The organism is Halpernia sp. GG3 (genome assembly GCF_052976925.2).
The window spans coordinates 411,556-424,087 of the sequence record NZ_JBRIIR020000006.1 but is presented as its reverse complement, the minus strand read 5'-3'; the positions used below and the strand labels follow the sequence as shown (position 1 = coordinate 424,087).

13 protein-coding genes are annotated in these 12,532 nt (G+C 32.0%); 6 read left to right on the top strand and 7 right to left on the bottom strand.

The window, feature by feature from the left end:
- Position 1 precedes the first annotated feature (1 nt).
- The 4 genes from ACVBED_RS03010 to amaB all read right to left on the bottom strand — a co-directional run bounded on the left by ACVBED_RS03010 (position 2) and on the right by amaB (position 3,872).
- Entirely contained in the window at positions 2-478 is a 477-nt protein-coding gene (locus ACVBED_RS03010; RefSeq protein ID WP_473094460.1) for a GbsR/MarR family transcriptional regulator, read from the bottom strand.
- 146 nt (positions 479-624) lie between these two features.
- The gene (locus tag ACVBED_RS03005; protein WP_447121092.1) at positions 625-864 is read right to left on the bottom strand and encodes a DUF2007 domain-containing protein; all 240 of its coding nucleotides are present in this window, start codon (positions 862-864) and stop codon (positions 625-627) included.
- Between the two features lie 54 nt (positions 865-918).
- Positions 919-2,253, bottom strand: coding sequence for an L-lysine 6-transaminase (gene lat / locus ACVBED_RS03000; protein ID WP_473094459.1), 1,335 nt, complete (start codon positions 2,251-2,253; stop codon positions 919-921).
- Positions 2,254-2,321: 68 nt separating this feature from the next.
- On the bottom strand, positions 2,322-3,872 hold the full coding sequence (gene amaB, locus ACVBED_RS02995) for an L-piperidine-6-carboxylate dehydrogenase (RefSeq protein WP_473094458.1): 1,551 nt from the start codon (positions 3,870-3,872) through the stop codon (positions 2,322-2,324).
- Between the two features lie 330 nt (positions 3,873-4,202).
- Here amaB and ACVBED_RS02990 point away from each other — a divergent pair, with 330 nt between their 5' ends.
- Positions 4,203-4,358: a hypothetical protein gene (locus tag ACVBED_RS02990; protein ID WP_473094457.1), complete on the top strand. Its 156-nt coding sequence runs from the start codon at positions 4,203-4,205 to the stop codon at positions 4,356-4,358.
- A gap of 330 nt (positions 4,359-4,688) precedes the next feature.
- Here the strand turns inward: ACVBED_RS02990 and ACVBED_RS02985 are convergent, their stop codons facing one another.
- Positions 4,689-5,678: an App1 family protein gene (locus tag ACVBED_RS02985; RefSeq protein WP_473094456.1), complete on the bottom strand. Its 990-nt coding sequence runs from the start codon at positions 5,676-5,678 to the stop codon at positions 4,689-4,691.
- Between the two features lie 110 nt (positions 5,679-5,788).
- Between ACVBED_RS02985 and ACVBED_RS02980 the strand changes: the two genes are divergently transcribed.
- Positions 5,789-6,700 (top strand): diacylglycerol/lipid kinase family protein, encoded by a 912-nt coding sequence (locus ACVBED_RS02980; RefSeq protein WP_447121088.1) that lies wholly within the window; start codon positions 5,789-5,791, stop codon positions 6,698-6,700.
- Positions 6,700-7,368 carry a phosphatase PAP2 family protein gene (locus ACVBED_RS02975; RefSeq protein WP_447121087.1) on the top strand — a complete coding sequence of 223 codons (669 nt, stop codon included), beginning with the start codon at positions 6,700-6,702 and terminating at the stop codon, positions 7,366-7,368. The genes ACVBED_RS02980 and ACVBED_RS02975 overlap by 1 nt, the downstream gene beginning before the upstream one ends.
- A gap of 102 nt (positions 7,369-7,470) precedes the next feature.
- On the opposite strand, the gene ACVBED_RS02970 is transcribed toward ACVBED_RS02975, so the two are convergent.
- Positions 7,471-8,442, bottom strand: coding sequence for a hypothetical protein (locus ACVBED_RS02970; protein ID WP_447121086.1), 972 nt, complete (start codon positions 8,440-8,442; stop codon positions 7,471-7,473).
- Between the two features lie 195 nt (positions 8,443-8,637).
- On the opposite strand from ACVBED_RS02970, the gene rlmF reads away from it, so the two are divergent.
- The 3 genes from rlmF (at position 8,638) to ACVBED_RS02955 (ending at position 10,825) form a co-directional block, all read left to right on the top strand.
- Positions 8,638-9,606: a 23S rRNA (adenine(1618)-N(6))-methyltransferase RlmF gene (gene rlmF / locus ACVBED_RS02965; RefSeq protein ID WP_473094455.1), complete on the top strand. Its 969-nt coding sequence runs from the start codon at positions 8,638-8,640 to the stop codon at positions 9,604-9,606.
- Between the two features lie 149 nt (positions 9,607-9,755).
- Positions 9,756-9,995 (top strand): hypothetical protein, encoded by a 240-nt coding sequence (locus ACVBED_RS02960; RefSeq protein WP_447121083.1) that lies wholly within the window; start codon positions 9,756-9,758, stop codon positions 9,993-9,995.
- 353 nt (positions 9,996-10,348) lie between these two features.
- The gene (locus ACVBED_RS02955; protein ID WP_473094454.1) at positions 10,349-10,825 is read left to right on the top strand and encodes a low affinity iron permease family protein; all 477 of its coding nucleotides are present in this window, start codon (positions 10,349-10,351) and stop codon (positions 10,823-10,825) included.
- Positions 10,826-10,898: 73 nt separating this feature from the next.
- Here ACVBED_RS02955 and ACVBED_RS02950 read toward each other — a convergent pair whose 3' ends face one another.
- Positions 10,899-12,479 (bottom strand): DHA2 family efflux MFS transporter permease subunit, encoded by a 1,581-nt coding sequence (locus tag ACVBED_RS02950; RefSeq protein ID WP_447121080.1) that lies wholly within the window; start codon positions 12,477-12,479, stop codon positions 10,899-10,901.
- Between the last annotated feature and the right edge of the window lie 53 nt (positions 12,480-12,532).

Below are 12,532 nucleotides of genomic sequence, written 5' to 3'. Positions count from 1 at the left end.
ATTATTGGTATAATTTTTCTAATGTTTTCTTGAAGCGCGATACGCTGTTTTTTAATAAATCAATGTAAATGTCTAATTTAGTAATATAACTGGTATTTTTACATTGATGAGTTTTAGTTTCTTTAAAAATCCTTAAATCTTCAAGAATATCTACCTCTTTCTCCAGCCTATCTATCAATTTACTGAAGCGAATTTTCACATAATCTGGGTTTAAAATAAAAAATCTTTTTCTTTCATCTATTTTATTTAAAACTGCGATGTGATTACCTTTTAAAAGAAGATCCAGACTGCACGAAACTGAACTTTTACTAGCTTTTAAATCGTCCACTAGCTCTTCAAAAGTAACGCCATTCATCTCAAAATCAAAAGTGAGATAAGCGTATATTTTTGCTGCTAATGGCGTAAGATGATAATGGGTCGAGGAAAAATGCACCAACTTGTGGAAAATCTGATCGTCTATTTCTAAAGTTTTTAGCATGTAAATTTTAACAAACGCAAAGCTAGTAATTTAGTTCTAAACAAACCGAACCAACTGTATTAAAATATTGTTAAATATCGATCTTTAAAACGAAAAAAGAGAAACTAAAAAGTAGTTTCTCTAATGTATATAATTAAAATTTATTTCTAATTCGTGATATCTAAATCGGTTTCTTTAATATAAGCATCTATAATTTCAAAAGCTTTTTGTTCGTCGGATAAACTAACCATTACTTTTAAATTTGTAGCCGTCGGCGTTGATAAAAAAGTGAGGTAGGAATTCTCTGCGGTTGCAGTGATGTTCTTCTCTTCCAACTTGGATTTTATAAGTTGTATCTCTTGTTGATTATTGCTTTCAAAAACTGAAACTCTGGTCATTTCTTCCATTACATTATAATTTTGTTCAGTGCTAATTTACAAAAAAAAATATGAAGCTTAAATCTACATCTCTAGTAAGACCTTTTCTATTATATCCAATGCTTTTTGCAGATCTTCTTTTGAAACATTTAAATGGGGTCTAAATCTTATACTTTCGGTTCCACAAGTTAAAACAATTAGGTGATTTCTATAAAGTTCCGTTTGTAATGCGTTTCTCAATTCTGCAGTTGGTAGATCAAAAGCGCACATTAGACCTCTTCCACGGGCATTTGAAATTAGAACAGGGAATTTTTGTTCAATTTTTATTAGACCATTTAGAAGAAAAACACCCATATTTTGTGCATTTTCTACTAAATTTTCTTTTTCAATAACTTCTAAAATTAATTTTAAACGCAACACATCTGCCCAGTTACCGCCAAATGTAGAATTGATCCTAGAACTTTCGCGAAACACATTATTCGGGATTTCATCCATTTTTGCTTTGTTAGCTAAAATTCCGCAAACCTGCGTTTTCTTTCCAAAGGAAATAATATCAGGCGATACGCTGAAATGTTCAAAAGCCCACATTTTTCCTGTCAATCCAACTCCGGTTTGTACCTCATCAAAAATTAAAAGTATTTCATTATCATCACAAATTTTGCGCAATCCCACAAAAAATTCATCTCTGAAATGATTATCGCCGCCTTCCGCTTGTATTGGTTCAATTATTAAACAAGCAACTTCATTTTGGTGCATCAAAATGGCTTCTTCAATATGCAATAAGGCCAAATTTTCTTGGTCAATTGTCTGTTGCAAATTTTCATCTGTAATAGGAAAATGCAATTTCGGATTGATAATTCTTGGCCACTTAAATTTTGGAAAATATTCATATTTCCGTGGATCTGCTGTATTTGTCAACGATAATGTGTAACCACTTCTCCCATGAAAGGCTTGCTTAAAATGAATACAAACGCCCGCTTCTTTATCAATATCCTTCTGGAAATTTTTGCGTGTTTTCCAGTCAAAAGCGGCTTTCATAGCATTTTCTACGGCTAAAGCACCACCGGAAATAAAGAAACAATATTGCAATTCTTTTGGCATTGCAACACGCTCAAATACTTCCATAAAATCTGCATATTCCTGCGAATAAACATCTGCCAAAGTTGGCTTGTTAACCACTAATTTCCCCAACCATTCAGATTTTTCTACAACGTAAGGATGATTGTAGCCAATTGCTGTAGAAGCAAACATTGAAAACATATCCAAATATTCTGAATTTGTAAAACTATCATAAATGTAAGACCCGTGAGATTTTTCAAAATCCATTACAAAGTCAAAACCATCCGCAAGCATATGAAGTGAAAGGATTTTCTTTACATTATTGGTTATTTCTGGTTTTGATGCTATTGCGTCATTCATATTTTAAGATTTTTGAATTGTTGTTATAAGTTATCGCTTTTAAAAGAAAATTAACCTGAATTTTTGATTTACAGATCAAATTTAATTCCTTGCGCTAGAGGTAAATTATCTGTATAATTAATGGTGTTTGTTTGGCGTCTCATATAATATTTCCAAGCGTCAGAACCGCTTTCACGTCCGCCGCCAGTTTCTTTTTCACCGCCAAAAGCGCCGCCAATTTCTGCGCCCGAAGTTCCTATGTTAACGTTTGCAATGCCACAATCTGAACCTGAAGCAGATAAGAATGCTTCTGCTTCTTTTAAATTATTGGTCATAATTGCAGAAGACAATCCTTGCGGAACATCGTTTTGTAAGAAGATGGCCTCTTCTAAAGTTTTGTACTTAATTAAATAAAGGATTGGCGCAAAAGTTTCGTGTTGTACTATTTCAAAAGAATTTTCAACCTCTGCGACGCAAGGTTTTACGTAACATCCAGATTCATAATTTTCTCCTTCTAAAACACCACCTTCAACAATGAAATTACCACCTTCTGTTTTGCATTTATCAATTGAATTTAAATATTGTTTAACCGAATGCACATCTATTAGCGGTCCAACGTGATTATTTTCATTTAATGGATCTCCAATTTTTAATTGTCCATAAGCTTTTATTAAACGGCTTTTTACGGCTTCATAAACTTCTTCGTGAATAATTAAGCGTCGGGTGGAAGTGCATCTTTGTCCGCAAGTTCCAACAGCGCCGAAAACCGCACCAATAATTGACATATCTAAATCTGCGTCTTTCGAAATAATAATGGCGTTATTTCCACCTAATTCTAAGATTGATTTTCCAAACCTACTTGCAACTGTTGAAGAAACTTCTCTTCCCACTTTTGTAGAACCAGTAAAAGAAACTAAATTAATATTTTTATCAGCTGTCATTTTTTTACCAATTTCATGACTCCCAACTAGTAGATTCGAAATACCCTCCGGATAATCATTATCTTTCAGAACTTCAGCTATAATGTTTTGACACGCAACGCCGCAAAGCGCAGATTTTTCTGAGGGTTTCCAAACAGTTACATTTCCGCAGATCCATGCGAGAGAAGTATTCCACGCCCAAACTGCAACCGGAAAATTAAAAGCAGAAATAACTCCCACAATTCCTAACGGATGATATTGCTCGTACATTCTGTGTCCAGGTCTTTCGGAATGCATTGTGAAACCGTGAAGTTGGCGAGAAAGTCCGACCGCAAAATCACAAATATCAATCATTTCCTGAACTTCGCCTAAACCTTCCTGCAAAGATTTTCCCATTTCGTAGGAAACCAATTTTCCTAAATCTTGTTTTTTCTCGCGTAATTTATTCCCAAATTGTCTTACCAACTCACCTCTTTTTGGCGCTGGAATTTTTCTAAATTCTAAAAAAGCGGCTTTTGCTTTTTCTAAAACCTCATCATAATCTTCAGAACTGGACATTTGCACTTTGGCGATTAATTTTCCGTTTGTAGGTGAAAAACTTTCGATGGTTTCACCGTTTGAGAAGAAATTTGAGCCAGTTGAAGAACCTTTATTTTCTGCGTGAATTCCTAAATTTTTTAAGACAGTTTCCATATCTGTAGAATGCGAACTTTGGGTCATTTTTATTGTTTTGGTGTTTCGCTAAGTTAGAGATTATTGCCTTACTACGAAATTTGTAGGCACTTTTAATAATTTTTTTTGATATTTAAAGCAGGAAAATATTGTTCAAAAAGACTAATTTTAAAAAAGTATGGATTAAAAGTTTTAGTGGCATATTTTTAAAAATAACCTTAAAAAAGAAGTTAAAGGAATGCCTGCAATATTGTTAAAATTTGTTAAAAATTTCAATAAATGATTTTAAGTTTTTAATAATCGTAAATATTTTTTAATTAAAAAGTGAATTACAAATATATATATTTGCTTAAATTTGAAAAAAGGAAACTTAGGAAAATGGAAAACATTCCGAAAAATAACAAGAGTGAGAAACTAAAATCTTGGTTAAAAAAAGTAGGAATTGCGGGTGTTATTTTTTTCACCATAAAAGGTTTGCTTTGGTTGGCTGTGATTTATTTTGGCGCGGATTTTTTGAATAGATGTGGGAAATAGAATTAGATGAAAAACATTGCTACATTTAAACAGATATGAATTTATTATGGTAAAAAACTAAATAACGAAAATGAATATAAACGAGAGAAAAAGGACAATAAAATCTCAAAAAAACGCTGCCCTATTCATGATTTTTGGGTCCGTCTTGTATTTTCTGTTCTTTTTTAAAAGTCATAATTACCAATTAAACAGTTTAAAAAATTGTCTTTTTGCTGCATCATTATTAGTTTTGGTAATTTGCGGTTTTATAGGATTAAAAAATAGCATTAAAAAAGAAAAAGAAATTAACTAGTCTTAAAAAAAATTATTCGAGTCTAAGCAATAATTGAATTATCCGATCAAACCCACAGATTTAGAATGAAGTATCGCCTCACTTGTATGTTTATAAAGCAAAGTGTATATTCCTTTATTGATAATTGATCCTAAAGTCTCTATTGTAACTGGAAATTTTTCCGCACTAATATTTCTAATATAAATGGCGAAAATTTGTTGTGGATATTTATCTGCAATTGATTTATAAATCTCTGGATCGCTTTGCGAGTTATCACCCAGCAGAATAAATTTTTGTGCCGGAAATACTTTTAAAACACGCTCAATCCTGTTAAATTTTCCAAGATGTTTTGTATTTCCTATTTTAAATAACTGATACCATTTCTTAATATTATTTAAGAGGAATACACCTTTAGGCAATTTATTAAATTTAAAGAATTCGTTCAGATAATCATAAAGATTCCATTCACTACTTGATATATAAAAAAATGGATTGGGAACAGCATTTTCAGTATGAACTTTTGCCAGCAACTCATAAAAATTTACGACGTCTGCAAAGGTTTTTCTGCTTCGTGGATTTTTGGAGAACATTGACCAGAGTTTTTTTTCAGTTGTTCCAGAGTGTGAAATTAAAACGGTATCATCAATATCTGAAATAAATCCATACTGCGTGCTGTGCGGTACAAATACCTTCCCTTTTCCGGTGTTAATTATTTTTTCATCTGTATTTAATAAATCTACTGATACATCATGCCAGCCGGCCAAAATTTCGGTATCAGATTGCCATTCAAATTTAAAAAAACCGTCACTTTCTGTGTTTGTAAAAAAAACTTGGTCATTCCAGTTAAGACGAACTTTAACATCCGGAACTGGTGTGATAAAAAATAAGCGAACAAGATTTATAAAATTTACAAATGCATCATCTGTATAAGTTTTTTGCAAAAAAGATTTTTCTCTTAATACGTGACCATAAAGAACTAGATCTTTAGTGTGTCCATATCCATGATAAACTTTTACAACCGCATTTTGATTTTTTGATTTTTTTGCCATACCATATTTAGTTTGTAATTTTATATTTAATAAAGCGGGGGGAAATCATTTAAATTGTAACCATTATCAAATTGAGATATAAAAACTAATCATACAAAGATACAATTCAAATGGAAGGGAGATCAAGGCAAAAAATACTATTTGTCATAAATAATGGAGCAGGAAATCAAAAAATTGACTGGCCGAATGAAATAGAAAACTATTTTAAGCAGTTAGATTTTACCATTAAATTATTTGATTTAAAAAAAGATTTTAAAATTGAAGACTTAAAAGAAAAAATAGAAATTTTAAATCCCGATCAAGTGGTTGCAGTTGGTGGTGATGGCACCATAAACCTTGTGGCGCAATGTGTTTTACAAAAAAATATTAAGCTGGGTATTTTGCCGGCTGGTTCTGCAAATGGATTGGCAAAAGAATTGGGAATTAGTGAAATCCCAGAAAAGTGTTTAAAAGTAATCACTGAAGGAAAATCAAAGAAAATCCACGTTTTAAAAGTTAATAACAATCTCTGCATTCACCTCAGTGATATCGGTTTTAATGCGTGGATGATCAATAAATTTCAGGCTCAAAGTGTACGCGGACATTTTGGTTACTTCAAAGCTAATTTAAAAGTATTATGGAAGATCTTATTTGCAAATAAGAAGGTAAAAGTATTTTTGAAATTAGATAATATTGAAATTGAAACAAAATCTGGGATGGTGGTAATAGCAAATGCCCGGGAATATGGCATCGGTGCGGTAATAAATCCTACTGGCAGTCTGGTAGATGATATTTTTGAAGTGGTGGTTATCAAAAAAATATCAGTTATTGAGGTTTTTAAAATGCTGGTTTCGCACAAGTCTTTCAATCCAAAGAAAACACAAGTTTTTAAAACTAAATACCTAAAAATTAAGCTCTCAAAAAAAATCCACTTTCAGGTAGATGGAGAATATCTGGGAAAAGTAAACGAAGTGGAGGCTTACATAATTCCAGCGGCGATCGAAATAATAGTTCCGTCAAACACAAATAATATTGAACTCTAATGGTAAGAATATCACACTATTTATCCCAAAATCTTGAGAAATTTCTGCTTTCAATTGTGTTTTTAGCAGCAATCATATTATTTTCATACATCGCAGACGAAAATGTTTTAGAAAAAAATTATCATTTCGATACAACAGTTCTGAATTTTGTAAAAATACACGCTACACCATTTTTAGTAAAAATAATGTTAGTGGTTACTTTTTTTGGCTCAACTAAATTTTTATTGCCTGCTTACATTATAATGACTGGATTTCTACTTTGGAAACATAAAAAAGTAATTGCTCTTGAAATCACTTGCATCGCAGGAAGCGGCACTTTGATTATGTTTTTACTTAAAAATTATTTCCACAGGCACCGCCCAAACTCTATATTTGGAAATGAGTTATTAAGTTACAGTTTCCCAAGTGGTCACTCAGTATCATCGCTGATCTTTTGTGGAATTATATCTTTTATAGTCTGGAAAACCAACATATCAATTTTTAAAAAATATTCAATTACTTCCTTTTTATTACTTTATGCATTTTTAGTTGGGATGAGTAGAATTATTTTAATGGTTCACTACGCCACAGATGTTATTGCGGGTTTTTGTTTTGCTATTGCTTGGTTGATAATTTCATTTTGGATAGTAAAAATAGTACGTTCGCGATACTATAAAAAATCTGATTAATTAAAATCCTTTCGGGCTTAAATTTTTAAAAATTAAGTTGATCTCAGTGTAATTTAGAAAACTATCTTAATCCAAAATTCCTGGATTTTCAAAAAACCTATCTTAAAAAGGCAATTCAATACTTTGTGGCAAAATGAAATCTTTAGAATAGGAATTTTCTAAATAACTTAGAATCGGTTTTTGAAATTTCAGAATTTCCTTTTTTTCAATGCCGTAAACTTGCCAATAATTAGACAAAAGATGCGCAAACATATCTTCATCCCAAAAACCAAATTGCGCCACATTAGTAGGATCTACTTCTATTGTTAAATCTTCACCATTATTTTCAAAGATATAGTTTGGTTTATACTGCATTATATATTCAGAATAATGAAATCTGGCAAACAATTCCTGATATTGGATCGGATGCAAAATGTGGCCTTTTATCTTTTCTAAAATGTCTTTTTGCATCTCGCCAAGATGTCCGTCATCCTGCAAACATGAGATAAAACCAAAACCATTTACACCAAAAGAGAACATTAAATTTATGGCATCATCCCGGAAACTAAAAATATCTGCGGAAAATTTTAAGGGAAAAACCACAATTGTCCAAGGTTTTTTTCCGACAAATTTTACTGGTCTAAATACCGATTGAAGCATCAAATGAAAATTCCCGAAACGCTCACGCAAAAAAGCTGAAAGATTAAATTCCGAACCCTGTTTGCGTAATCTGTTGCTTTCAAAAGTCATTTCGTAATATAAAAATCCGTAGACAATTCTTCCGGACCATTGAAAAATTAGTTTTTCATCCAGAATATTCATTCCTTCAAAACCATTTTTATAGGCGTCCTGAATTTTAATATCTAAGTCATCAAATGCTTTTTTAACTTTTGGAGAGCAAGGCAAAATTAGATCTTTGTAACTGTAAGATTTTGATTTATCCATCATCTCAATTTTATCATCACCAAATTTAAAATGATCCATCAACCATTGCGGGAAAACGGTCATTGTTTCATTAGTTAGATCTCCGGAAAGAAAGCAGAATTTTTCGTCAAAAATTAAATCAATAAAAGGATTGTAAAAATCTTGGGACATAAATGGTCAGAATATTTTCGTTTAAAAACTAATGCAAAGATAACTATTAAAGGTGAATTTTATTCGAAATCATTAAGTTTCGAAGAAAACAGAGATTGAATTTTAAAACAAGAAACGGTAATTTGTGTTACGAAATTTTAATTTTTTTTTAAAAATCACGTATATTCACGACTTTAATAGAAATCAATAGAAAATATGTCCTCAGAAAAAAATAGTCAGGAAAAAATCAGACTTCATCCAAGAAATAAAAACAGAGATCGCTATGATTTGAAAGCTCTGATAGAAACAGTTCCAGACTTAGCAAATCATTTAAAACCAAATAGAACGGGCGAAGATTCAGTAAATTTTGCAGACCCTGTAGCTGTAAAACTTCTTAATAAAGCTTTACTTAATCATTATTATGGTATAAAAAACTGGGATTTTCCTGATGAAAATCTTGTTCCACCAATTCCTGGAAGAGCAGATTATTTACACTACATGGCAGATTTATTAGGGCAAAGCAATTTTGGAATAATTCCAAAGGCTGACAAAATTATGGCTCTTGATATTGGTGTTGGTGCGAGTTGTATTTACCCCATCATTGGTGTTGCAGAATACGGCTGGAATTTTATTGGTTCGGATATCAATCCCGAATCTGTAGAATCTTCGAAAAAAATTGTTGATTCTAATGAAGGGCTTAAAGGTAAAATTGAAATAAGATTACAGGAAAATCCCAAAGCTTTTTTTGAAAATATTATAAATAAAGAAGAAAAAATTGATTTTACGCTTTGTAATCCACCATTTCACTCATCAGAAAAAGAAGCTCAAAAAAATAGCCGCAGGAAAGTCCAGAATCTTTCCGGCAAAAAAGTGGAAACTGCAGAACTCAATTTTGCGGGCATTAGTAATGAATTAATTTATGAAGGCGGCGAACACACTTTTATACACAATATGATCGCTGAAAGTAAAACTTTCGGAAAAAACTGCTACTGGTTTTCCACTTTAGTTTCAAAAGAATCTAATTTAAAAGGTATTTACAGAGCTTTATCACAAGTTGAAAATACGCAGGTAAAAACAATTCCAATGGGAACTGGTAATAAATCCAGCAGAATTGTTGCATGGTCATTTCTTAACAAACTTGAACAGAAAGAATGGAAAGAAACGAGGTGGAAAGAAGCTGAATAATTTTGACTTCTGTCAGCAATGCAGGAAACTGATATCCATATTTAACGAGGGGATTCTCTATAATTAATTTAAATATAAAAAATATATTTCCAGCATTAGCTCTATGTTTTGTGATTTCATTAAACTTTGCATAAACACCAGAAAGTGTCGTGAAGAAAATTGATAATGATCCAGTTATTTTTATAGATAGTGTGAGAGTTGATAAAGCTGAAATGCAAAACTACGATCCAAATCTGATAAGTTCAGTCACAATTTACAAAGATAAAGACGCAAAATATTTACTTGGCGACGAGGCAAAAGATCGGTTGATTTACATTGAAACCAAGAAGTTTAGTAAAAATAAATTCATTAATTATTTTAAATTAAAATCTAGTGATTTAATTAATTAATTAATTAATTAATGCTCAGAGTGATGACTCGGATTTTCAATATATCCTAAATGGTAAAATATTAACAGGAAATTTCGAAGGTGATTTAGCTTCATTTAAAGTAATTGCAAAATATCAAAAAAAAGAACAACCAATTAAATTAAAAATTATGAATATCCAAAAGTCATTGAGCTTTACATTACAGTTTTTTTCGCCATGAATATATTAGATCAAAATCTGTATTTTATACTATTCTTCAAGTAATTTTAAAAGAAATCTGTTTTCATATAACATCAAATTATGCTAAAAAAAATTTAAAAAATTATTTATAATTTAAATTGAATTGCTAATTTTGTTTTATATAAAACAAAAAAATGTCTACAAACAAAAACTACTTTGAAAAATTTGCGAATATCGCAACCGCCTTTACAGGAAGTTCGTACGCTTTTTTAGTTGCATTGGCAATAGTTATCATTTGGGCGCTTTCCGGACCAGTTTTTAAATATTCTGAAAACTGGCAATTGGTAATTAATACCGGAACAACTATTATCACTTTTCTGATGGTTTTCCTCATACAAAAAGCACAAAATAAAGATTCTAAGGCGATCCAGATTAAATTGAATGAATTGATTGCAGCTGGAAAAAATGCCAGTAACAGGATTGTTTCCATCGAAGATCTAACAGAAGAAGAACTTAATCAACTTCATACATTTTACACGAAATTAGCGGATGAAGCTGAAGATAATGAAAACTTAAATTCCTCACACAGCATTGATGAAGCGGTAAAAAATCAATCAGCGAAAGAGGCGTACTTCAAAAGTCGTCTTGAGGCTAAAAGAAAAGCTGTTTAAGAATTACTTTTAAATAAAAAAATCGGTGTGTTAATTTACAGTACCGATTTTTTATATTTTTTATACGCTCAGTTTAATGAGATACTTCGCTTAAATCAATTTTCGTTTTACTTTTTCGCTCTTTTACGAATAAGATAAATGGAATACAAATAAGAAATAATAAACCTAAATATAGAAAAACGTCCATGTAAGAAAGTACGGCTGCCTGCTTTGTAACAGAATATTGCATAGACTGATAAGCTGACTGCAGCGCAACATCCGGCGCCATTCCTTTCGAAATAAACATATTTTTAATTCCCATTAATCTCTGCTGAACCATTAAACTGCTTCCGTCAAATTTCGAAGCTAAATCAGACGCATAATTTACGTTTCTGTTTGCCATAAATGTGGTGATAGAAGCAATCCCAAAAGATCCACCCAATTGCCGCATCATTCCTGTAAATGCCGCACCTTGTCCAATTTCCTGACCTTTTAAAGTACTTAAAGCTAAAGATGTAATTGGGATAAACAACATTCCCAAGCCCATCCCACGAACAATTAGCATCCAGAAAAAGGCATCTTTTCCTGTATCCGGCGTTAAAATTTTGTATCCCCAAAAACTGTAGACAAAAAATAATAATAATCCGCCCGCTACTAAATATTGCTGTTTCACGCCAGCGGTTAAAAGCTTGCCAATAATTGGCATCATTACAGCGGTTGTTAAAGCTGCTGGGATCATCAAAGCACCTGATTCCAACGCGGTCCATCCTAAAATAGTTTGCGTATAAAGTGGTACAATAAAAGTGGATCCATATAATCCGAAACCCAGAACAAAAGACATAATTGTTCCTAACCGTAAATTTCCATTTTTTAAAACCCTTAATTCTACAATTGGATACCTAAAAGTGAGCTCCCGCCAAAGGAATAAAATGAAACCAAAAACCGCGGAAACAGTGAACATAATTATCGTTCCACTATCAAACCAATCATCTTCATGACCACGTTCTAAAATAAATTGTAACGAGCCAACCGTGATGGCGAGTAGCGCAATACCGAGCCAGTCGACGTCTGAGGCACTTCTTTTCTCCGAAAACTTAGGACTTTTTACAAACTGAATAGTCATAATTGTTGCAATAATACCAATTGGAATATTGATATAAAAAATATAAGGCCAACTAAAATTATCAACAATATAACCGCCAAGAGGTGGACCTAAAGTCGGACCTATAATTACACCCAAACCGTAAATTGCCTGCGCCATACTTCTCTTTGCCAACGGATAAGATTCTGTAATAATTGTTTGCGAAGTCACTAAAAGTGCTCCCCCACCAATTCCCTGCAGAAATCTAAAACCTACGAGTTCCCAAATATTTGTCGCATTTCCACATAAAAATGAAAATAAAGTAAAGATCATTATGGAAACTGCGAAATAATTCCGACGTCCAAATTGTTGGGAAAGCCAGCTCGTCATCGGCACAATTATTACATTACCGATAGCGTAAGCGGTGATCACCCAGCCAACTTCAGACAATGTTGTACCAAGATTTCCTTTCATTTCCGGCAGTGCAACATTTACAATTGTAGTATCTACAATTTCTAAGAGCGCACATAAAATAGCGGTAATTGTAATTATTAAGCGTCTTGCGCCATATTCAACCAAAGAATCGTCCTGCATTTATTCTAATTTTAAATTAATTATTGAAAAATCTATTTGTATAATTTCACCAA